Genomic DNA, 22415 nt, shown 5'->3' with positions numbered 1-22415 from the left:
CCCTCCCTCCCGCCCGTCCCACACTGGACCACGTGAAGGACGAAGACAGCAGGTACGAGGCGGTGCGGAGCCGGGACGGGCGGTTCGACGGGGTGTTCTTCTTCGCCGTCGAGACCACCGGCATCTACTGCCGGCCCAGCTGCCCGGCCGTGACGCCGAAACGGCGCAACGTACGGTTCTTCGCGACGGCCGCCGCCGCGCAGGGCTCCGGATTCCGGGCCTGCCGGCGGTGCCGGCCGGACGCCGTGCCGGGCTCGGCGGAGTGGAACGTCCGCGCGGACGTCGTCGGCCGGGCCATGCGCCTGATCGCCGACGGCGTCGTGGACCGCGAAGGCGTCGCCGGGCTCGCCGCTCGGCTCGGCTACAGCGCCCGGCAGGTCCAGCGGCAGCTCACCGCCGAACTGGGCGCCGGACCCGTGGCGCTCGCCCGGGCCCAGCGGGCGCACACCGCGCGGGTGCTGCTGCGGACCACCGACCTGCCGGTCACCGAGATCGCGTTCGCGTCCGGGTTCGCCAGCGTGCGGCAGTTCAACGACACCATCCGGGAGGTGTACGCCGCGACCCCCACCGAGGTGCGGGCCGCCGCCCTCCGAAGCCGCGCCGCCCGCCGGGCCGCACCCGGCGCCGGCATCCCGCTCCGGCTCGCCCACCGCGGCCCCTACCAGTCCGCCGCCGTCTTCGACCAGCTCGCGCGGGAGGCCGTAGCGGGCGTCGAGGAGGTGACCGGCGCCCCCGGCGCCCGCACCTACCGGCGCACCCTTCGGCTGCCGTACGGCACCGGCCTCGCCGCCGTCGACGAACGCGCCCGCACCCCGCGGGCCGGCACCGGCACCCGCCCGGGCGGCTGGCTCGACGCCCGGCTGCACCTCACCGACCCCCGGGACCTCACCACCGCCGTGCAGCGGCTGCGCCGGCTGTTCGACCTGGACGCCGACCCGTACGCCGTCGACGAACGGCTCGGCGCCGACCCCCGGCTCGCCCCGCTGGTCGCCGCCCGGCCCGGACTGCGCTCGCCCGGCGCCGTGGACCCGCTGGAGCCCGCCGTACGCGCCCTGGCCGGCATCCACGGCGCCGAGGAACTGGTGCGCCGGTACGGCAAGGTGCTCGACGCGCCCCACGGCGGCCTGACCCACCTCTTCCCGGAGCCCGCCGTCCTCGCCGAGGCCGAGCCCGGCGGCCCGCTGGGCGCGCTCGCCGCCGCCCTCGCCGACGGCACCGTACGGCTGGATCCGGGCGCCGACCGGCACGACGCCGAGGAGGCCCTGCTCGCCGTGCCCGGCATGGACCCGGCCACCGTCGCCGTCCTCCGCGTCCGCGCCCTCGGCGATCCCGACGTCGCCCCGCCCGGCGCCGACGTCCCCGACACCTGGCGGCCCTGGCGGTCGTACGCCGTCCGGCACCTGCTGCTGGCGGGGGAGCCGGTCCGGTGACCGCCCTGTCCGCCCGTCCCCTGACCACCGCCGAGCCGAGGAATCCGCTGCGATGACCACCGTCTACTGCACTCACCTGGACGCCCCCGTCGGACGGCTGCTGCTGACCGCCGACGCGGACGGCGCGCTCACCTCCCTGTCCGTGCCCGGACAGAAGGGCGGCCGGACCGTCCAGGACGGCTGGTGGCACGACCCCGGGCCGTTCCGCGCCGCCGCCGACCAGCTCGCCGCCTACTTCGCCGGGGAACTCAAGGAGTTCCGGCTGCCGTTGCGGGCGACCGGCACCGAGTTCCGGCAGCGGGTCTGGGCCGCGCTGGACGAGCTGCCGTACGGCGCCACCGCCACCTACGGCGAGATCGCCGCCCGGATCGGCGCGCCCCGCGCCGCAGTTCGCGCCGTCGGCGGGGCGATCGGCGCCAACCCGCTGCTCATCGTGCGCCCTTGCCACCGGGTGATCGGCGCGAACGGATCGATGACCGGATACGCGGGGGGACTTGAGCGCAAGGTCCGGCTGCTCACCCTGGAGGGCGTGCTCCCCTGACACGCCGCCCGTCGCGTTCCCCGCCCAGCCGTGCCTCCCGCCCTGCCCCGCCTTTCGCCCCGCGCCCCCTCGCGCCTCCCGTCCCGCGTCCGCGTCCGCGCCCGCCGTCCCGTGGCTCCCCGGTGCCCCGTTGCGCCGAGCGGGTGGACCCCCGTCGATGTTCCGGCGGCGCGGTCCGCCCGTGTGGCACGGTCGCCTCCGACGGCCGACGGGGAAGGGCGGGCACACATGGCCAAGGTCGTACGGGTCCTCGCGGTCCTCCTCCCGGCGCTGCTGCCGGGCCTGACGGCACCGGCCGTCGCCGAGCCGACCCCGCCGCCCTGGACCGGAAGCTGGGAGACCGCGCCCTCCGGCACCGCCGCCGCGCTGCCCGGCGCCGCCGTCCGCAACGTCGTCCACCTCAGCGTCGGCGGCACCGCGGTCCGCGTCCGGCTCAGCAACCGGCTCGGCACCGCGCCCCTGCGCCTCGGCGCGGTCACCGTCGCGCTGAGCCGGGCGGCCGGCCCCGAGGCCGTACCCGGCACCCTGCGCACCGCCACCTTCCGCAGTGCCACGGAGCTGACCGTCCCGGCGGGCGCGGACGCGGTCACCGACCCGGTGCCGCTGCGCGTACCGGCCGGAGCCGACCTGCTCGTCACCGTGTACACCCCGGAGAACTCCGGACCCGCCACTTATCACCGCACCGCCCTCCAGACCAGCTACGTGGCCCCGGCCGGCGCCGGCCGGGCCGCCGACGGGGACGGCACCGCGTACACGGCGACCACCAGCCGCTGGTACTACGTCACCGGCGTCGACGTCCGCGGGCCCGCCGCCGGCAGTGTCGTCGCGTTCGGGGACTCGCTCACCGACGGCAACGGCTCCACCCCCGACACCAACCGCCGCTGGCCCGACCGGCTCGCCCAGCGGCTGCGCGAGCGGCGGCTCGGCGTCCTCAACGCGGGCATCGCCGGCAACCGCCTGCTGCTCGACGGCGCCGGACCGAGCGCCCTCGCCCGCCTGGACGCGGACGCGCTGGACCGGGCCGGGGTGCGGGTCCTGGTCGTCTTCGAGGGCATCAACGACATCAAGGGCACCCCGGAGGCGAACGACACCGCCGCCTTCGCGGACGCCTACCGCACCGTGGTGACCCGCGCCCACGCCCGTGGTGTCCGGGTCGTCGGCGTCACCCTCACCCCGTACGGCGGGTACCCCGCCTGGACGGCCGCCGGCGAGGCGGTACGGCAGCGGGTGAACGCCTTCATCCGGGACGGCGGCGCCTTCGACGCGGTCGCCGACGCCGACGCGACCGTCCGGGACCCCGACGACCCCGGCCGCATCCTGCCCGCCTACGACCCCGGCGACCACCTGCACTTCAACGACGCGGGCATGGCCGCGGTGGCCGACACCGTCCACCGCGTGCTGACGCAGGAGCCGCTCGGGTCCGAGCTGACGGGCCGCGCCCACGCCACGGCGCCGGTCACCCGCACGGCACCGCGCCCGCGCCCGGCAGGCAGGTGAGGCCGCACCGGCGCACCGGCGGTCAGCCGCCGGCTCCGCGGGACACCCAGCCGCGCTCGCGGGCGTGCCAGCCCAGTTGGAGCCGGGTCGTCACCCCGGCCAGTTCCATCAGGCGTCGTACCCGGCGCTGCACCGTCCGCAGGCCCAGGTCGAGCGCCTTGGCCACGCTCGCGTCGGTCAGCCCCGCCAGCAGCAGCGACAGCACCTCCAGATCGGTGGCGTCCGGGCCGTCCGGCTCCCCCTCGGTCACCCCGGCGGCGCCGAGCCGCAACGGCAGCGCCTCCCGCCACACCGACTCGAACAGCCCGGCGAGCAGCTCCAGCAGCCCGCTGGCGTGCACCACCAGCGCGGCCGGCTCCGCCGTCCTCGACGTCAGCGGCACCATCGCGAGCGACCGGTCGGCCACCACCAGCTTCGTCGGCACCCGGTCCACCACCCGCACCCGCTCGTCCCGGCCGAGCGCCGCCGTCAGCTCGGTGAGCCCGTGCGGCAGGTCCAGCACCGCCCGCTCCACCACCACCCGGTAGCGCACCCCGCGCCCGGCCGCCTGCTCCTCCGCGTCGTTCTCCGTGCCGGACACGGCCACCGGGTTTCCGGTCACCAGCGCGCACACCTCCTCGGCCGCGCCCAGCTGGAGCTGGAGGAAGCGCTGCGCGACCGCCGAGGCACCGGTCACCACCTCCACCAGATCGTGCACCGCCGGTTCGGCCGCCGCCGCCCGGTACTCCTCGGCGAGCAGCGCCGCCGCCAGCTCCGCCTTCTCCAGCTCGTGCCGCTGCTGGGTGAGCAGCGCGCCCAGCGCCACCCCGGGCGGAGCCGCCACCCAGCGGCCCGGCCACGCCGAGGACTGGGCCGCGAGACCCTGCCGCTCCAGCCGGCGCAGCGCCCGCTCGGTGTCGTGCTCGGCCAGCGTCAGGCGCCGCGCCAGATCGGTGACGTCGGCCGCGCCCACGGACACCAGCGCCCGGTACGCCGCCTCGTGCGTCTCGTCCAGCCCTATCGCTGCCAGCATCGCCCCGCGTCCCTCCCCTGTGCACAAACCGACGGAAGCGGCACGACGTGGCGGAAACCGGCCACGGCGCAAACCCGCCGCCGGACATCATCGCCGTACCGGTGGGGACTCTGCCAAGGTGGGTGCGGACGCCGCCGGGCGGTCCTCCCGTGGGGGGTGGGGCCGCCCGGTGGCCACCGGCCGCCGCTCGTACGGCAGTTCACCCGCTCACTCGACACGCCGTTCGACGGGGGCGATGCGCCGAATTTTCCTGATGCCCCGTTTTCCCACCGCACGTGCGGTGGACAATGAAGGGCATGAGCCAGCAGGGGGGAAGCCCCGCCCGTCACGACGACGACTGGTGGGGGCAGCTGTACGACGACTCCACCGCGGACACGGGTCCCGCGGCAGCGCCCGATTCCCTGGACGACCGCTTCGCCTCGGCGCGGAACGCGGTGGGGGGACGGCCGACGGACACGGCGGAGCCCGGACCGGTGGATCCCGAACCGGCTGACGCGGTACCGGTCCGTCCCGGAGCAGCCGAGCCGGCGCCGCCACCGGCTCCCGCGAAGGCGCCGGTGCCGACCCAGCGGACCGCGCCGCCGCCACCGCCAGAACCCGCCCTCCCCGCCGCGTCCGCCCCGCCCGCCGAGAGCACTCCACCGCCCTCCGTCGACTACGTCGGTTCCGGTCCCCCCACCTACGACCCCGAGCCCACCGCGCTCCCGCTCGCCGAGCCGGACGGGCTCGGCGAACTGGTCGCGGACACCGTGCTGGACGGGGCCCGGTACGGCGCCTGCACACTGCGGGCCGTGTCGCTGCGCGGGGACTCGGCCCGGTACCGGGGCGAGCCGCGCCGGGACGCGCTGCTCACCGCGCGGTTCGGGGCGGGAGAACAGGCGCTGGTCCTGGTCGCGATGGCCACGGGGGCCCGGGCCGCGCCGGATGCGCACCTGGCGGCGGCCGAGGCGTGCCGCTGGATCGGGCGGGCCGTGGGCCGTAGCCACCAGCGGCTCGTGGCGGACATCCGCGCGGCCCGGCGCGGCGACCTGAAGTCGGGTCTGCACCGGCTGACCGACCGCGGTCTCGGCAAGCTCCGCGCGAGCGCCGCCGAACAGGGCCTGGACCCCGAGGAGTACACGGCGAGCCTGCGCTGTCTGTTGCTGCCCGCCGACCCGGACTGCCGTACCCGTGTGTTCTTCGGCGTCGGGGACGGCGGGCTGTTCCGGTTGCGGGGCGACGCCTGGCAGGACATCGAGCCGCAGGCCGCGCCGGAGGGCGGCACCGGCGCACCCGTCGCCGGCCCCGGCGCGCCGCCGGAGCGGACGCCCGAGGGCGACCGGCTGACGATGGACCTCGGCCTCCCGGCCCCGCCGAGCCCGTTCGAGCCCGCGGTACCGGCCCCGGAACCGCCCCGCGAGCCGTTCCGGTTCCGGGCCTCGGTAGCCCGCACGGGTGATGCGCTGGTGATGTGCACGGCGGGCCTGGCCGGCCCGCTGCGCGACGAGCCCGCCCTCTGCGCCTACCTGGCCCGTCGCTGGTCGGGCCGTACCCCGCCGGGTCTCGCCGCCTTCCTCGCCGACGCCCAGGTACGGGTGAAGGGCTACGCCGACGACCGTACGGCGGCGGCCGTGTGGGAGGCGTGACCACCGTCCCTGTGGATTGATGGAACGGGAAGGCCGTATCCCGGGACAGCGAAGGGGCTGACGCGCGCCATGGCCAAACAGAACGTCGCCGAGCAGTTCGTCGACATCCTCGTCCGCGCCGGGGTGCGGCGCCTGTACGGCGTCGTCGGCGACAGCCTCAACCCGGTCGTGGACGCCGTGCGGCGCAACGCCGCCATCGACTGGATCCACGTACGCCACGAGGAGACCGCCGCCTTCGCGGCCGGCGCCGAGGCACAGATCACCGGGAAGCTGGCCGCCTGCGCCGGCTCCTGCGGCCCGGGCAACCTGCACCTGATCAACGGCCTGTACGACGCCCACCGCTCGATGGCCCCGGTGCTGGCCCTCGCCTCGCACATCCCGTCGAGCGAGATCGGCCTCGGCTACTTCCAGGAGACCCACCCGGAGAGGCTGTTCCAGGAGTGCAGCCACTACTGCGAGCTGATCTCCAGCCCGAAGCAGATGCCCCGGCTGCTCCAGACCGCCATCCAGCACGCGGTCGGCCGCAGCGGGGTGAGCGTGGTGGCCCTGCCCGGCGACATCGCCGCCGAACCGGCCCCGGAGAAGGCGGCGCAGAGCGCGCTCGTGACCTCACGGCCCACCGTGCGGCCGGGCGACGCCGAGATCGACGCGCTCGCGGAGATGATCGACGCGGCCGGCAAGGTCACCCTGTTCTGCGGCAGCGGCACGGCCGGCGCCCACGCCGAGGTCATGGAGTTCGCCGGGAAGATCAAGTCGCCGGTCGGGCACGCGCTGCGCGGCAAGGAGTTCATCCAGTACGACAACCCGTACGACGTCGGCATGAGCGGACTGCTCGGCTACGGCGCCGCCTACGAGGCCACCCACGAGTGCGATCTGCTGATCCTGGTCGGCACCGACTTCCCGTACAACGCGTTCCTGCCGGACGACGTGCGGATCGCGCAGATCGACGTGCGGCCCGAGGTGCTCGGCCGCCGCTCGCGGCTCGACCTGGCCGTGTGGGGCGATGCCCGCGAGACGCTGCGGTGCCTGATCCCGCGCGTGAAGGAGAAGACGGACCGGCGCTTCCTCGACCGGATGCTCAAGAGGCACGCCGACGCGCTGGAGGGCGTGGTCAAGGCGTACACCCGGAAGGTCGACAAGCACATCCCGATCCACCCCGAGTACGTGGCCGCCGTACTGGACGAAGTCGCCGACGAAGACGCCGTGTTCACCGTGGACACCGGGATGTGCAACGTCTGGGCCGCCCGGTACGTCTCGCCCAACGGCCGCCGTCGGATCATCGGTTCCTTCTCGCACGGGTCGATGGCGAACGCGCTGCCGATGGCGATCGGCGCCCAGTTCACCGACCGGCGCCGGCAGGTGGTCGCCATGGCCGGGGACGGCGGGTTCTCCATGCTGATGGGGGACTTCCTGACCCTCGTGCAGCACGACCTGCCGGTCAAGGTGGTGCTGTTCGACAACTCCTCCCTCGGCATGGTCGAGCTGGAGATGCTGGTCGCCGGACTGCCCTCGTACGGCACCGGCAACACCAACCCCGACTTCGCCGCCGTCGCCCGGGCCTGCGGCGCGTACGGCGTGCGCGTGGAGAAGCCGAAGCAGCTCGCGGCGGCCCTCAAGGACGCCTTCAGGCACAAGGGGCCGGCCCTGGTGGACGTCGTCACCGACCCCAACGCTCTGTCCATCCCGCCGAAGATCAGCGCCGAGATGGTCACCGGGTTCGCGCTGTCCGCCTCCAAGATCGTGCTGGACGGCGGGGTCGGCCGGATGCTCCAGATGGCCCGCTCCAACCTGCGCAACGTACCGCGGCCCTAAGGGGAGTGATTTCGGCCAGTTTCACGTGGCGTGACGATGCGAGGTCAACCGGTGCCGGACGCGGCCGGACCGGTGTCCCGGGACGTCCGTGGCGTCCGGCGGCGTCCGGTGAGCGCGAGGTCCGGCCGCCGCGGTGTCCGACAGCCGGACCGGGCGGGGCACGGATATGGCTGAACCACCGGTCATCGGGCATGCGCCAGGACTGCCCGGGAGCCCACTGGGCAAGCATCCCCCCGTGAACGTGTTCGACCAGGAGGGGCAGGGACCGGCGGCGTGCGGGCGGGGGTCATGAAGAGGCAGGCGCGAGGGGGCGGTCCCGTGACGGTAGGGGCCTTCTCGGCGACAACGGGGGAACGGACCGACACCATCACCGACCACGCGCGGCAACTGCGGCGCGAGCTGGGCCGGGCGGACCTCAGGGCGGTGCCGGAGGCCCGCCGGGAGCTGCGCGAACTGCTGCGGCACTGGGGCAAACCGGGCCGCTCGGAGATAGCCGAACTGCTCACCAGCGAACTCGTCACCAACGCGCTCGTCCACACCGACGACGACGCCGTGCTCACGGCCGTCGTGGACCCGGGCGGACTGCGCGTGGAAGTGCGGGACTTCGTGGCCCGCAGACCCGAGCCGCACGCGCCGGAGACGAACGACGACACCCACGGCCGGGGCCTGCTGCTGGTGCAGTCCCTCGCCGACGCCTGGGGCGTACGGCCGCACGAGGTGGGCAAGTCGGTGTGGTTCGAACTCGGCGCCGAGGCGGCGTGAGGCACAGCGCGACGGGACGGGGGCGTGACCCGCGTGGTCACGCCCCCGTCCCGTACCGCGGTCGCACCGCGGGGTCCGTCAGCCGAACTGCTGCTCCAGGTCCTTCAGCTTGCGCTCCAGGGAGTCCAGGCGCGGCAGGGCCATGGTGTCGTCCTCGGCGGTGAGGTCGACGGTCACCGGCTCACTCCCACTGGGGACCCGCTGAAGGGAGGGCCGTGCGCGGACGGGCAGTTGTTCCGCGGTCGATATGGCAGGCTCCGCGGTCGCGGGAGCCGGGCCGCGCTCCACGGCCTGCACCTCTACCTGCCGGCCGGCGCCCCGGCCGACGAAGCCGCGGTGGCCCCGGCTGATCGCCTTCAGTTGGGCGCGCTCCACACGCTGCTGGTCGCGCCGCCGCTGCCGGGTCTCCTCCTTCTGCCGCTTGTCCTCGCGGACCTCCTCGACGGCCTCGTCGAGGCTGCGCACGCCCTCCAGGAGCATCAGCGACCAGGCCCTGTACGTCTCGCGGGGCGCCCGCACCCAGCGCACGATCCGGATCTGCGGCAGCGGACGCGGCACCAGGCCCTGCTCGCGCAGCGCGGCCCGGCGGGTCTGCTTCAACGCCCGGTCGAACAGCACGGCCGCCGACAGCGACATGCCGGAGAAGAACTGCGGCGCACCGGCGTGCCCCGCGCCCCGGGGCGCGTGCACCCAGTTGAACCAGGCCGCCGCCGCGGCGAACAGCCAGACGAGTATCCGGGAACCGAGCGCCGCGTCGCCGTGGCTGGCCTCGCGGACCGCGAGGACGGAGCAGAACATCGCCGCGCCGTCCAGGCCGAACGGCACCAGGTACTGCCAGCCGTCGGTCAGCCCGAGGTTCTGCTCACCGAAGCCGACGAGGCCGTGGAAGGACAGGGCAGCCGCCACCGCCGCACAGCAGAACAGGAGTACGTAGGAGGCCGTGCCGTAGATGGCCTCCTTGCGCCTGCGGCGCTCCTCGCTGCGCTCCCACGAGTCGTCCGCGCTCGCGTTCTCCCCGGAGGAGCGCTTGCCGCGCGCGAGCACCGCCACCGCCGCCAGCACGCCCAGGAGCAGTACGGCGCCCGGAAGCAGCCAGTTCAGCGATATGTCGGTCAGTCTCATCAGGGGTCCCTTGCATTGGGATAGGGCGTAACGCCCGCCATAGTGGCCCACTCCCGAGGGCCCTCAGGGGGTTTCGGGGCAAGAGGCCGCCAATAAGGTGCAAGGGAATGCCCAGGGACGGCGTTCTGCTCGAACTGCCGCGTGAGGGGCGGGAGTTGAGTTCGAATAAGACTACCCGTACGGGTGGTTCCTCGGAAAGTTCCCGCGACAGGTGAGGGAGTTGTGAATCACCTGTCCGCGAACCGGGCCGAGGGTGGGTGGTCCTGTGCCGGTGATCTTAGTGGACCCTGCGGCGTGCTCCGTGCCTGAGGGTCCCTCAAGCGGCTGCGGACGCGGTGGGTTTGGCGATCCGCTCGCCGTCGCAGGTGCGCGGGCAGGTGGCGCAGACGTCCTCCGGGCGGACGGTGTAGAACATGCAGCAGCTCACCCGGTCCCGGGTGGGCAGCGGTGAGCCGTCCGGCCCGGTCGGCGTCCGGAACCCGGCGGAACCGGCGTACGGCGGGGTCGCCCCCGGCAGCAGCAGCCCCAGCTCCCGTACGGCCCGCGCCTCCTCCCGCTCGCCGAACAGCCGGGCGACGTACCACAGCCCCTCCGCGACCTCGTCGGTCGCCATGCCCCACAGCGCGCGCCCGCGCCGCCGCATCCGGGGCCCGAAGACGCCGAGCACCGGCTCCAGGTGTCCGGCCACGGCCGCCCGCACCTCGGCCCGCAGCGCCTCCTCGTCCGGTACGACGACCGTGCCGGGCAGTGCGGCGGCGGGGTCGTCCGGCAGGCAGGCGACGGAGATGGGGGGCCGTACGGCCATCCGGCCGGCCGTGCGGTCGTACCAGACGTGTGTCACGGGTAGCCGGGGCACCCGGCGGTGCAGGAACCACGGAACGGTGATCAGCAGGCAGGCCGGCCAGGCGTAGCGGTGCAGGCCGAAGCTCGCGACGACGTCCGGGCGGGCCGGCCGGCCGTAGTCCCGCACCACCTGGTCCGCGTCCCGGGCGAGGAAGGCGTCCAGCTCCGCGCCGCCCGCCGCGAGCCCGGCGGCGGCGGTCCAGTCCCCGCCCGCGGGAGCCGGGTCGTCCGGGCTCAGCTCGGTCACGGCCAGGCCCGGGAAGGCCGTGGCGAGGCGGTCGTACGCGGCGGTGAGCGGCGAGGCCGCAGCGGGCATGGCGGGACCACCGGTCCTTGGACGCGTCCGCGGTCACGGACTGGGCTGAACAGGTAAGCCTTACCTTACCCGGAGTTGTCGGAATTTGAACTGCCGCCCGGTGCGCCTAAGGTGCTTGACGGACAAGCGACAACCCGTCGTTAATGACCCCAAGTGCCGACAAGCCGCCAGGAGGAGCCGTGAAGCAGGGCGTGCAGGGCTCCCCGGGCGCGCCGGCCGCCGCCCGGGTGCCCGCGCAGCAGTGGCAGCGGCCCGCCGACGGTGCCGGCCCGGGCCGGGAACGGGACGCCGCGGTGCCGGGCACGGCGCGGGGCGAGCACACCCACGGCGAGCGGCCGGTCCCGGAGCCGCGGGCCGCGGTGCGGCGCTCCTCGGTGCGCGGGCAGATCCTGGACGCGCTGCGCACGGCGCTGGTCACCGGCGAGCTGAAGCCGGGCGAGGTCTACTCGGCGCCGGTGCTCGGGGACCGCTTCGGCGTCTCGGCCACGCCGGTACGGGAGGCCATGCAGCAGCTCGCGCTGGAGGGCGCCGTCGAGGTCGTGCCCAACCGTGGCTTCCGGGTGGTCGAGCGGGGCGCGCGGGAGCTGGCCGAGCTGGCGGAGGTGCGCGCGCTCATCGAGGTGCCGGTGATGCTGCGGCTCGCGCGGACGGTGCCCGCCGAGCGGTGGGCCGAGCTGAGGCCGGTCGCGGAGGAGACGGTACGGGTGGCCGCCGCCGGCTGCCCGGCGACGTACGCGGAGTCCGACCGGGCCTTCCACCGGGCGCTGCTCGCCCTGTCGGGCAACGAGCAACTGGTCCGCATCGCCGAGGACCTGCACCGGCGCTCCCAGTGGCCCCCGGTGCGGCGGGGACGGGCCGAGCTGGTCGCCGACGCGGCGGAGCATCTCGCCCTGCTGGACGCCCTTGCCTCCGGCGACGTGGAGCGGGTGCGGGGGCTGGTGGGCGGGCATTTCGCGGGCGGGGGCTGAGCCTTCGCGGGGTGCCGCCGTCGGGGTGCGGGCCGGCTGCCGGGCGCGGGTACGTCGTGGCCGGTCGCGCAGTTCCCCGCGCCCCTTGAGGGGGTGCAGCCGACACGCCCCGGAAGAGCGCGGGGAACCGCGCGGGCGAGCCACGCGCCCGCACCCGGTGACGAACCCCCGCCCCCCTACGCCGTCGCCGCCCCCGGCGTGGGCGGTGCCAGCTGTTGCGCCAGCCACGTCGGTACACCCCCCAGCAAACGGAACAGGCGGCGGGCCTCCTCGCGCAGCCGGGACGCCTCCGGTTCCTCCTCCGTGTCGGCCAGGGAGACCAGCGCGGGCGCCGTGCCCACCAGGTACCCCAGCTCCTCGCGGATGCGGAGGGATTCGGCGAAGCCGTGCCGCGCCTCCGTCAACTCGCCGTCCCGCAGCGCGAGTCCCGCCAGGTGGCGCCAGGTGAAGGACAGCAGCAACGGGTCGGCGTTCGCCGTGGCGCCCGCGTGCGCCCGGCGGAACGCGGCGCGGGCCGCCTGCGGGGCGCCGGCCAGGTTCTGGGCCACCAGCCCGCGCCGGAAGTCCAGCAGGGCCCGTCCCGCGGCCCCCGGCGGGATCAGCGCCGCCGCCCGGCCCAGCGCGGCCCGCGCCTCGTCGGCCCGGTCGCGCACGCCGAGCAGCGTGGCGGCGTACGCCAGGTAGCCCCGCTCGCACGCGGCGGCCCCCCGCTCCTCGTCGCTGTGCGCCACCGCCTCCGCCGTCCGCAGCGCGTCCTCCGCCTCCTCCCAGCCCCCCTCGGTGTACAGGCACCGTTCGGCCAGCAGGGCGGCCCGCTGCAACGCCGGGGCGGGGCGGTCGGCGGGCAGCAGGGCCGCCGCGTCGGCCCAGCAGGCCCGGCTGCGCAACCGCCATACCGCGGTCTGGAGCGGATCGTCACCGGTGGTTCCGTTACCAGACATGGCGGTATGCGCCACGTTGCCCTCCCCGAGCACGCCATCGAGCTGTTGAGTGGTGGCGGCATTCCAGCACCAATCGCGGGGCCGGGCCAAGAGGGTGGGTGAAAGATTTCACAAAGTAGTGGGGCGCGGCCGTGACCTGTTCCGGCCCCGGCACGCCCCCGCTGACCTCAGCTCATGCGCAGGGCCAGGAAGAAGTCCAGCTTGTCCTCCAGGCGGGACAGGTCCCGTCCCGTCAACTGCTCGATCCGGCCGACCCGGTAGCGCAGCGTGTTGACGTGCAGGTGCAGGCGGGTGGCGCAGCGCGTCCAGGAGCCGTCGGAGTCGAGGAACGCCTCCAGGGTCGGGATCAGCTCGGCCCGGTGCCGGCGGTCGTAGTCCTTCAGCGGGTCCAGCAGGCGGGCCGTGAAGGCACGCCGGACGTCGTCCGGGACGAACGGGAGCAGCAGGACGTGCGACGCCAGCTCCTGGTGGCCGGCCGCGCAGACCCGGCCGGAGCGGGCGGCGGCGACCCGGCGGGCGTGCCGGGCCTCCTCCAGGGCGCCGCGCAGGCCCTCCGCCGAGTGCACGGCCGCGCTGACCCCGAGGGTGAGCCGTCCGTCGTCGTCCAGGCCCGCCGACAGCGGCTCGCGCACCGCCCGCAGCAGGGCCTCGGCGAGCAGGCCGGTCTCCGAGCCGTCGTGCTCGGAGGCGACCGCGGGCAGCGGGACCAGGGCGACGGCCTCGTCGCCGGTGTGCGCGACGGCGATGCGGTCCGCGGGCTCGGGGCCGGTGGCCAGCGGGTCGACCAGCACCTCCTCCAGCAGCGACTGGGCGACCGGGCCGCCCTCGACCTCGCCGTCCTCCCACTCCACCCGGGCCACCACGACCTGCCAGTGCGGGGCCGCCCCGAGCCCGGGGAGCAGCACCGGGGCCGCCACCCTGAGGCGGGCGGCGATCTCGGCGGGCGCGGCGCCCGTCTGCACCAGCTCCAGCACCTCCTGGGCGAGCCGGCGGCGGACCGTGCGGGCCGCGTCCCGGCGGTCCCGCTCGACGGCGATCAGCTGGGTCACGCCCTGGAGCAGGTCCAGGCGCTCACCGGGCCAGTCGCCGGCGTCCGCCTCGACGGCCAGCAGCCAGTCCGACAGGACCGTCTCGCGGACATCGCGGGCGGCCTGCGGGGAGCGGCCTGAGGAGCGGACCGGGAAGAGGGAGTAGGCGGTGCCGTGCACGTGGACGCGGTGCGGGCCGCGGCGGCCGGTGCGGGTGGCCGCCAGGTGCTCGGCGGCGAGCCGGGCGCAGGTCTCGGCGGGCAGCGCCGGGCCCGCCACCTTGGAGCCGGCGATCATCCGGCCGGTGGGGGAGAGCACCCAGGCGCGCAGGTCGAGATCGGAGCCGAGCAGGTCCAGGACGACGTCCGGGCCGCCGCCGGCCGGGCCCGAGGTCATCATCCGGCGGTGCCGGTCCACGACGGCCGCCAGGTCCCCGGCGCGCTCCCCGGAGACCTGCCGGACCACGTGCTCGGTGATCGTCGCGAACGCCACCGACTCGTGCACGGCGAACAGCGGCAGCCGGTGCTTCGCGCAGGCCAGCACCAGGTCGTCCGGCACATCGCCCAGCTCGGCCTCGCCGGCCGCGAGGGCGGCCACCCCGGCCTGCACCAGGATGCGGACGAAGGGCTCGGAGTCGGCGGCGTCCCGGCGCCAGGCCAGCCCGGTGAGCACCAGCTCACCGCCGGAGAGGTAGCGGCTCGGGTCGCGCAGGTCGGTGGTCATGACCCCGCGCACCGCACGGTCCAGCTCGTCCTCGCCGCCGAGCAGCCGCAGGCCCAGCGCATCGGTGTCCAGCAGTGCGCGCAGCCGCATCTCGTCGCCGCCGTTCTGTGTCTCGAAACCTACGATGAATCTTGGAGGAGTGCCGGGAAGTGGTCCGGTGAGGGGCCGCACCGGCCGGAGTCCGGGGTCGCCGTGCCGTCACCCGTGTTTCCCCGGGAAAACGGAGAGGTGAGCGATGACCTCCGTTCATACGAATCTACAAGATGCTCGTGCTGGCCAGCGAACTCCTTCATGGTTTCGGTGACTGACCCCGTCGGAGCACAGGGCGGTGTACTGAGTCCGCTCCGCGTTAACAGCACATGAACGAGCCGGGCCCGCCGCACACGGATTGGCTCAATCTGTAGGACCTCAAGAGCACTGAGACGAAGAAGAGAGCCGGTCATGGACTTCCTTCGCCCCGCCAGCTGGGAGGAGGCGCTCGCCGCGAAGGCCGAGCACCCCACCGCTGTGCCGATTGCGGGTGGCACCGATGTGATGGTCGAGATCAACTTCGATCACCGCCGGCCCGAGTACCTCCTCGACCTGAACCGCGTCGGCGACCTCTACGAGTGGGAGGTCGGCGAGGACGCCGTACGGCTGGGTGCCTCCGTCCCGTACACCGCGATCATGGAGAACCTCCGTGCCGAGCTGCCGGGCCTCGCGCTCGCCTCGCACACGGTCGCCTCCCCGCAGATCCGCAACCGCGGCGGCGTCGGCGGCAACCTCGGCACGGCCTCGCCCGCCGGCGACGCCCACCCCGCCCTCCTCGCGGCCGGCGCCGAGGTCGAGGTGGCGTCGGCGGCCCGGGGCACCCGCCTCATCCCGATCGACGCGTTCTACACGGGCGTCAAGCGCAACGCGCTCCAGCCCGACGAGCTGATCCGGGCGGTGCGCGTCAAGAAGGCCGACGGCCCGCAGCAGTACTCGAAGGTCGGCACCCGCAACGCCATGGTGATCGCCGTGTGCGCCTTCGGGCTCGCCCTGCACCCGCGGACCCGGACCGTGCGCACCGGCATCGGCTCGGCCGCGCCCACCCCGGTGCGGGCGAAGACCGCCGAGGAGTTCCTGAACGCGGCCCTGGAGGAGGGCGGCTTCTGGGACAACGGGAAGATCATCACCCCGTCGGTCGCCAAGCGGTTCGCGGACCTGTGCTCCGCCGCCTGCAACCCGATCGACGACGTCCGGGGCACCGCGAGCTACCGCCGGCACGCGGTCGGCGTGATGGCCCGCCGGACCCTGACCTGGACCTGGGAGTCGTACCGCGGCGCCCGCCGCGCCACCGAGGGAGCTGCGTGATGCGCGTCAACTTCACCGTCAACGGACGTCCGCAGGAGGCCGACGACGTCTGGGAGGGTGAGTCCCTGCTGTACGTGCTGCGCGAGCGGCTCGGCCTGCCGGGCTCCAAGAACGCCTGCGAGCAGGGCGAGTGCGGTTCCTGCACGGTCCGCCTCGACGGCGTGCCCGTGTGTTCCTGCCTGGTCGCGGCCGGCCAGGTCGAGGGCCGGGACGTCGTGACCGTCGAGGGGCTGGCGGACTACGCCCGGCAGCGCTCCAGCGGGACGGGTGCCCGCGGTGGCACGAGCCTGGACGAGGCCAAGGGATGGCAGGCCAAGGGAGCCGACTCCCAGACCGGCGAGGGCGCCGGACTGAGCCCCGTCCAGCAGGCGTTCATCGACGCCGGCGCCGTCCAGTGCGGCTTCTGCACCCCGGGCCTGCTCGTCGCCGCCGACGAGATGCTGGAACGCAACCCGAACCCGACCGACGCCGACATCCGTGAGGCGCTGTCGGGCAACCTGTGCCGCTGCACGGGCTACGAGAAGATCATGGACGCGGTCCGCCTGGCGGCCGCACGGCAGTCCGAGGGGGTCTGAGCATGCCGGCCAACGGTGCACCCACCAAGATCACCCAGGGCTCGCAGACCAAGGGCGGCATCGGGGAGTCCACGCTCCGCCCGGACGGCACCCTCAAGGTCACCGGAGAGTTCGCGTACTCGTCCGACATGTGGCACGAGGACATGCTGTGGGGCCAGATCCTGCGCTCCACCGTCGCGCACGCCGAGATCGTCTCCATCGACACCTCCGAAGCCCTCGCCATGCCGGGCGTGTACGCCGTCATGACGTACGACGACCTGCCCACCGAGGTGCGGAACTACGGCCTGGAGATCCAGGACACCCCGGTCCTCGCGCACGGCAAGGTGCGCCACCACGGTGAGCCGGTCGCGATCGTCGCCGCCGACCACCCGGAGACGGCCCGCCGGGCCGCGGCCAAGATCAAGGTGGACTACAAGGAGCTGCCCGTCATCACCGACGAGGCCTCCGCGACCGCCCCGGACGCGATCCTCGTCCACGAGAACCGCGACGACCACCACGCCGGGCACGTGCCGCACCCGAACATCGTGCACCGCCAGCCGATCGTCCGCGGCAACGTGGCGGAGGCACGCGGGCGCGCGGACGTGATCGTGACGGGCGAGTACACCTTCGGCATGCAGGACCAGGCCTTCCTCGGCCCCGAGTCCGGCCTCGCCGTGCCCGAGGAGGACGGCGGCGTCCACCTCTACATCGCCACTCAGTGGCTCCACTCCGACCTGCGCCAGATGGCGCCCGTCCTCGGCCTGCCCGAGGAGAAGGTGCGCATGACGCTGGCCGGCGTCGGCGGCGCGTTCGGCGGACGCGAGGACCTGTCGATGCAGATCCACGCCTGCCTGCTGGCGCTGCGCACCGGCAAGCCGGTGAAGATCGTCTACAACCGGTTCGAGTCCTTCTTCGGGCACGTCCACCGCCACCCGGCCAAGCTCCACTACGAGCACGGGGCCACCCGCGACGGCAAGCTGACCCACATGAAGTGCCGGATCGTCCTGGACGGCGGCGCCTACGCCTCCGCCTCCCCGGCGGTCGTCGGCAACGCCGCCTCGCTGAGCGTCGGCCCGTACGTGGTCGACGACGTCGACATCGAGGCCATCGCCCTCTACACCAACAACCCGCCCTGCGGCGCCATGCGCGGCTTCGGCGCGGTCCAGGCGTGCTTCGCCTACGAGGCGCAGATGGACAAGCTGGCGAAGGAACTGGGCCTGGACCCGGTGGAGTTCCGGCAGCTCAACGCCATGGAGCAGGGCACCGTCATGCCGACCGGGCAGCCCGTCGACTCCCCGGCGCCGGTCGCCGAACTCCTGCGCCGCGTCAAGGCGATGCCCATGCCGCCGGAGCGCCAGTGGGAGTCCAGCGAGGGCGCCGACGTACGGCAGCTGCCCGGCGGCCTGTCCAACACCACGCACGGCGAGGGCGTCGTACGGGGAGTCGGCTACGCGGTCGGCATCAAGAACGTCGGCTTCTCCGAGGGCTTCGACGACTACTCCACCGCCAAGGTGCGCATGGAGGTCGTGGGCGGCGAGCCCGTCGCCACCGTGCACACCGCGATGGCGGAGGTCGGCCAGGGCGGAGTCACCGTCCACGCGCAGATCGCCCGCACCGAGCTGGGCGTCGCACAGGTGACGATCCACCCGGCGGACACCCAGGTGGGCTCGGCCGGCTCGACCTCGGCATCCCGGCAGACGTACGTCACCGGCGGAGCCGTCAGATACGCCTGCGAGCTGGTCCGCGAGCGGGTCCTGGAGATCGGCCGGCGCAAGTTCGGCTCCTACCACCCCGCCTGGGCCACGGCGGAGCTGCTGCTGGAGGGCGGCAAGGTCGTCACCGACGGCGGGGAGGTCCTCGCCGACCTGGCCGACGTCCTGGAGGACGAGGCCGTGGAGGTCGAGGAGGAGTGGCGGCACCGGCCGACCGAGCCCTTCGACCTGCGCACCGGTCAGGGCAACGGACACGTCCAGTACTCCTTCGCCGCCCACCGCGCGGTCGTCGAGGTCGACACCGAACTCGGCTTGGTCAAGGTCATCGAACTGGCCTGCGCCCAGGACGTCGGCAAGGCGCTCAACCCGCTCTCCGTCATCGGCCAGATCCAGGGCGGTACGACCCAGGGCCTGGGCGTGGCCGTGATGGAGGAGATCGTCGTGGACCCGAAGACCGCGAAGGTCAAGAACCCCTCCTTCACGGACTACCTGATCCCCACCATCCTCGACACGCCGACCATCCCGGTCGACGTGCTCGAACTCGCCGACGAACACGCCCCGTACGGGCTGCGCGGCATCGGCGAGGCCCCGACCCTGTCGTCCACCCCGGCCGTCCTCGCGGCGATCCGGGACGCGACCGGGCTGGAGCTCAACCGCACGCCGGTGCGGCCCGAGCACCTGACCGGAACGTGACCCTTCGCCGGATCCAGCCGGTGATCTTCCGGGGGGCCTCGTCCCCCCGGCCCCCCTGTTCGTCTCGGGCCGTCCCCCGGGTCGTCCATTCCCAAATCCCGTGCCCGGACAAGGCGCCGCACGGGTGCACCTATGAACCTTGGGAGTTGGCCCATGGCCCAGCAGTCAGTGGAGCCCGGGACCGCCGCCGAGGACGCGGGCGAAGGCAGCCTCGTCCCGGCCGGGCGGTCCTGGCTCGACCGGTACTTCCACATATCCGGAAGAGGATCCACGGTCGCGCGTGAGGTGCGCGGCGGCATCACCACCTTCATGGCGATGTCCTACATCCTCCTGCTCAACCCCCTCATCCTGTCCGGCAAGGACGCGGCCGGGGACACGCTCGGCCAGAAGGCGCTGATCACCGCGACCGCGTTCGCGGCGGCCTTCACCACGCTGCTGATGGGTCTCGTCGGCAAGGCGCCGCTCGCCCTCGCCGCCGGCCTCTCCGTCTCCGGCGTCCTGTCCTCGCAGGTCGCCCCCGCCATGACCTGGCCGCAGGCCATGGGCATGTGCGTGGTGTACGGCGTGGTCATCATGCTGCTGGTCGTCACCGGCCTGCGCGAGATGATCATGAACGCGATCCCGCTCGCGCTCAAACACGGCATCACCATGGGCATCGGCCTGTTCATCGCCCTCATCGGCTTCTACAAGTCCGGCTTCGTGCACCAGGGCAAGGCCACCCCGCTCGCCCTCGGCCCCGCCGGCGAACTCGCCGGCTGGCCGGTGCTGCTCTTCGCCGGAACCCTGCTGCTGATCTTCATGCTCCAGGCCCGGAACGTCCCCGGCGCCATCCTCATCGGCATCGTCTCCGGCACGGTCGTCGCCGCCGTCCTGAGCGGCCTCGGTGTCATCGACGCGGGGCAGTGGGCGGGCGGCGCCCCCGAACTGCACGGCAGTGCCGTCTCCCCGCCCGACTTCTCGCTCTTCGGGCACGTCGCGTTCGGCGGCTGGGGCGAGGTCGGCGCGATGACGATCGGCATGATCGTTTTCACCCTGGTGCTCGCCGGCTTCTTCGACGCGATGGCCACCATCATCGGCGTCGGCACCGAGGCCGGACTGGCCGACGACAAGGGCCGGATGCCGGGCCTGTCCAAGGCACTGTTCATCGACGGCGCCGGCGGTGCGATCGGCGGTGTGGCGGGCGGCTCCGGCCAGACCGTGTTCATCGAGTCGGCGACGGGCGTCGGCGAGGGAGCCCGCACGGGTCTCGCCTCCGTCGTCACCGGCCTGTTCTTCGCGGCCTGCCTGTTCTTCACCCCGGTCACCGCGATCGTGCCGCAGGAGGTCGCGTCCGCCGCGCTGGTCGTCATCGGCGCCATGATGCTGATGAACGCCCGGCACGTGGACTGGGCCGACCGCGCGACCGCGATCCCGGTCTTCCTGACCGTCGTCCTGATGCCGTTCACGTACACCATCACCACCGGTGTCGCCGCGGGCGTCATCTCCTACACCGCCATCAAGGCGGCCCAGGGCAAGGCCCGCGAGACCGGCGCCTTCATGTGGGGCCTGACGGCCGTCTTCCTGGTCTACTTCGCCCTCCATCCCATCGAAGCGTGGCTCGGCGTGCACTAGCCACCCTGATCCCCGCGACCCCGTTCAAGGAGACCGACAGATGCTGGACATCGCCGAGGAGCTGGACCGGTGGGCCGAGCAGGGCCGTGACTTCGCCGTCGCCACCGTGGTGGCCGTCGGCGGCAGCGCCCCGCGCCGGCCCGGCGCCGCGCTCGCGGTGGACACCGACGGCACGGCGATCGGCTCGGTCTCCGGCGGGTGCGTGGAGGGCGCCGTGTACGAGCTGTGCCGACAGGCGCTGGCGGACGGCCACACCGTCCTCGAACGCTTCGGGTACAGCGACGAGGACGCCTTCGCCGTCGGCCTGACCTGTGGCGGCGTGATCGACATCCTCGTCACACCGGTCCGGGCGGACGGTCCCGCCCGGCCGGTGCTCGCGGCAGCGCTGGCCGCCGCCGCCCGAGGGGAGGCGGCGGCGGTCGCGCGGATCGCCGACGGCCCGGCGGAACTGCGCGGCCGGGCCCTGCTGGTCCGGCCCGACGGGTCGTACGACGGCGGCTTCGGCGCCCACCCCGAGCTGGACCGCACGGTCGCCGCCGAGGCCGGAGCCTTCCTGGACGCGGGTCGCACCGGCACCCTGGAGATCGGCGAACAGGGCTCGCGCTGCGGCGCCCCGCTCACGGTCCTGGTCGAGTCCTCCGTCCCCGCACCCCGGATGATCGTCTTCGGCGCGATCGACTTCGCGTCGGCGCTGGTCCGGATCGCGAAGTTCCTCGGCTACCACGTCACCGTGTGCGACGCCCGCCCGGTGTTCGCCACCCGCGCCCGCTTCCCCGAGGCCGACGAGATCGTCGTCGAGTGGCCCCACAGGTACCTGGAGCGCACCGAGGTCGACGGCCGCAGCGTCCTGTGCGTCCTCACCCACGACGCCAAGTTCGACGTACCGCTGCTGAAGCTGGCGCTGCGGCTGCCGGTCGCCTACGTCGGCGCGATGGGCTCCCGCCGCACCCACCTCGACCGTGCCGAGCGGCTGCGCGCGGTCGGCGTCACCGAGCTGGAGCTGGCCCGGCTGCGCTCCCCGATCGGCCTGGACCTCGGCGCCCGCACACCGGAGGAGACGGCGCTGTCCATCGCGGCGGAGATCGTCGCGGGCCGGCGCGGGGGCAGCGGGGTGTCGCTGACCGGCGCGCACACCCCCATCCACCACGACACGGCCACGCGGCCGGCGGGGCGGATCGGGTCGGTGGCCTGAAAAGCGTTTGCCGGCCGCCGTCGGCCCTGTGTCGCATGACGGCATGGTGTCCCCCGACCGTCTGGCGGCCTTCGCCGTCCTCTCCTTGCTGCTCGTCATCGTCCCCGGCCCCAGTGTGCTGTTCGTGATCGGGCGGGCCCTGGCCCACGGCCGCCGGGCCGCGCTGACCACCGTCGTCGGCAACACGCTCGGCGCGTACCTGCTCGTCGTCGCGGTGGCGTTCGGCGTCGGGTCGGTCGTCGAGCGCTCGGTCCTCGTCTTCACCGCGCTGAAGCTCGCGGGCGCCGCGTACCTCGTGCACCTCGGCGTCAAGGCGTGGCGGCGGCGTGGCTCGCTGCGGGCCGCGGTCGCGGAGTCCGGCCCGGCGCGCGGCGGCCTGCGCACCCTGGGGGAGGGCTTCGCGGTCGGCGTGGCCAACCCCAAGACGATGGTCTTCTTCGCCGCCGTACTGCCCCAGTTCGTGGACCGCGAGCAGGGTCACGTGCCCGCGCAGATGCTGCTGCTCGGGCTCGTCTTCAACGCCATCGCGGTGGTCTCCGACGCCGTCTGGGGCCTGGCCGCCTCGGCCGCCCGCGACTGGTTCGCCCGCTCGCCCCGCCGCCTGTCCGCGGTCGGCGGAACGGGCGGCCTGACGATGATCGGCCTGGGCGTGACGGTGGCCCTGACGGGCCAGGGGGACTGAGGGCGCGCGGACGCAC

The 22415-nt window shown here is 74.2% G+C and carries 18 protein-coding genes; 13 read left to right on the top strand and 5 right to left on the bottom strand.

Translation table 11 applies throughout. From position 1 onward, the window contains the following. The first annotated feature begins 32 nt into the window (after positions 1–32). From IE273_RS04605 to IE273_RS04595, 3 genes are all read left to right on the top strand, one after another. A complete protein-coding gene (locus IE273_RS04605) occupies positions 33–1430 on the top strand; it encodes a bifunctional transcriptional activator/DNA repair enzyme AdaA (RefSeq protein ID WP_189813841.1) in 1398 nt (465 codons plus the stop codon). A 52-nt stretch (positions 1431–1482) separates the two neighbouring features. After that, a complete protein-coding gene (locus tag IE273_RS04600; RefSeq protein WP_189813840.1) occupies positions 1483–1971 on the top strand; it encodes a methylated-DNA--[protein]-cysteine S-methyltransferase in 489 nt (162 codons plus the stop codon). Positions 1972–2199: 228 nt separating this feature from the next. Further along, positions 2200–3468, top strand: a complete 1269-nt coding sequence (locus IE273_RS04595; RefSeq protein WP_189813839.1) for an SGNH/GDSL hydrolase family protein — start codon at positions 2200–2202, stop codon at positions 3466–3468. A gap of 22 nt (positions 3469–3490) precedes the next feature. On the opposite strand, the gene IE273_RS04590 is transcribed toward IE273_RS04595, so the two are convergent. After that, entirely contained in the window at positions 3491–4480 is a 990-nt protein-coding gene (locus tag IE273_RS04590) for a TrmB family transcriptional regulator (RefSeq protein ID WP_189813838.1), read from the bottom strand. A 296-nt stretch (positions 4481–4776) separates the two neighbouring features. Between IE273_RS04590 and IE273_RS04585 the strand changes: the two genes are divergently transcribed. The 3 genes from IE273_RS04585 (at position 4777) to IE273_RS04575 (ending at position 8679) form a co-directional block, all read left to right on the top strand. Then, complete coding sequence (locus IE273_RS04585) at positions 4777–6105, top strand: protein phosphatase 2C domain-containing protein (RefSeq protein WP_189813837.1); 1329 nt, start codon at positions 4777–4779, stop codon at positions 6103–6105. Positions 6106–6174: 69 nt separating this feature from the next. After that, on the top strand, positions 6175–7917 hold the full coding sequence (locus tag IE273_RS04580; protein WP_189813836.1) for a pyruvate dehydrogenase: 1743 nt from the start codon (positions 6175–6177) through the stop codon (positions 7915–7917). 318 nt (positions 7918–8235) lie between these two features. Next, positions 8236–8679, top strand: coding sequence for an ATP-binding protein (locus IE273_RS04575; protein ID WP_229887078.1), 444 nt, complete (start codon positions 8236–8238; stop codon positions 8677–8679). A gap of 78 nt (positions 8680–8757) precedes the next feature. On the opposite strand, the gene IE273_RS04570 is transcribed toward IE273_RS04575, so the two are convergent. Both IE273_RS04570 and IE273_RS04565 read right to left on the bottom strand, forming a co-directional pair. Next, entirely contained in the window at positions 8758–9801 is a 1044-nt protein-coding gene (locus tag IE273_RS04570; protein WP_189813834.1) for a DUF2637 domain-containing protein, read from the bottom strand. Positions 9802–10117: 316 nt separating this feature from the next. After that, complete coding sequence (locus IE273_RS04565; RefSeq protein WP_189813833.1) at positions 10118–10960, bottom strand: (2Fe-2S)-binding protein; 843 nt, start codon at positions 10958–10960, stop codon at positions 10118–10120. Positions 10961–11139: 179 nt separating this feature from the next. Here IE273_RS04565 and IE273_RS04560 point away from each other — a divergent pair, with 179 nt between their 5' ends. Next, positions 11140–11928: a GntR family transcriptional regulator gene (locus IE273_RS04560; RefSeq protein WP_189813832.1), complete on the top strand. Its 789-nt coding sequence runs from the start codon at positions 11140–11142 to the stop codon at positions 11926–11928. 176 nt (positions 11929–12104) lie between these two features. Here IE273_RS04560 and IE273_RS04555 read toward each other — a convergent pair whose 3' ends face one another. Together IE273_RS04555 and IE273_RS04550 are read right to left on the bottom strand one after the other, a co-directional pair. Continuing rightward, the gene (locus IE273_RS04555) at positions 12105–12869 is read right to left on the bottom strand and encodes a hypothetical protein (RefSeq protein ID WP_189813831.1); all 765 of its coding nucleotides are present in this window, start codon (positions 12867–12869) and stop codon (positions 12105–12107) included. Positions 12870–13036: 167 nt separating this feature from the next. Continuing rightward, positions 13037–14710, bottom strand: a complete 1674-nt coding sequence (locus IE273_RS04550) for a PucR family transcriptional regulator (protein ID WP_189813830.1) — start codon at positions 14708–14710, stop codon at positions 13037–13039. Between the two features lie 351 nt (positions 14711–15061). Here IE273_RS04550 and IE273_RS04545 point away from each other — a divergent pair, with 351 nt between their 5' ends. The 6 genes from IE273_RS04545 to IE273_RS04520 all read left to right on the top strand — a co-directional run bounded on the left by IE273_RS04545 (position 15062) and on the right by IE273_RS04520 (position 22399). Continuing rightward, positions 15062–15955 carry an FAD binding domain-containing protein gene (locus IE273_RS04545; protein ID WP_189813829.1) on the top strand — a complete coding sequence of 298 codons (894 nt, stop codon included), beginning with the start codon at positions 15062–15064 and terminating at the stop codon, positions 15953–15955. Beyond that, on the top strand, positions 15955–16530 hold the full coding sequence (locus tag IE273_RS04540) for a (2Fe-2S)-binding protein (protein ID WP_189813828.1): 576 nt from the start codon (positions 15955–15957) through the stop codon (positions 16528–16530). Before IE273_RS04545 ends, IE273_RS04540 begins: the two co-directional genes overlap by 1 nt. Before the next feature lie 2 nt (positions 16531–16532). Further along, entirely contained in the window at positions 16533–18914 is a 2382-nt protein-coding gene (locus tag IE273_RS04535; RefSeq protein ID WP_189813827.1) for a xanthine dehydrogenase family protein molybdopterin-binding subunit, read from the top strand. 153 nt (positions 18915–19067) lie between these two features. Then, positions 19068–20525 carry an NCS2 family permease gene (locus IE273_RS04530; RefSeq protein ID WP_189813826.1) on the top strand — a complete coding sequence of 486 codons (1458 nt, stop codon included), beginning with the start codon at positions 19068–19070 and terminating at the stop codon, positions 20523–20525. Between the two features lie 40 nt (positions 20526–20565). Continuing rightward, positions 20566–21717, top strand: coding sequence for an XdhC family protein (locus IE273_RS04525; protein ID WP_189813825.1), 1152 nt, complete (start codon positions 20566–20568; stop codon positions 21715–21717). 43 nt (positions 21718–21760) lie between these two features. Further along, entirely contained in the window at positions 21761–22399 is a 639-nt protein-coding gene (locus tag IE273_RS04520) for a LysE family translocator (protein WP_189813824.1), read from the top strand. The last annotated feature ends 16 nt before the right edge of the window (positions 22400–22415 follow it).

This window comes from Streptomyces olivaceoviridis (assembly GCF_014650115.1).
In the GTDB taxonomy this organism is placed as follows: Bacteria; Actinomycetota; Actinomycetes; order Streptomycetales; family Streptomycetaceae; genus Streptomyces; species Streptomyces olivaceoviridis.
This window is presented reverse-complemented; position numbering and strand designations above follow the sequence as displayed.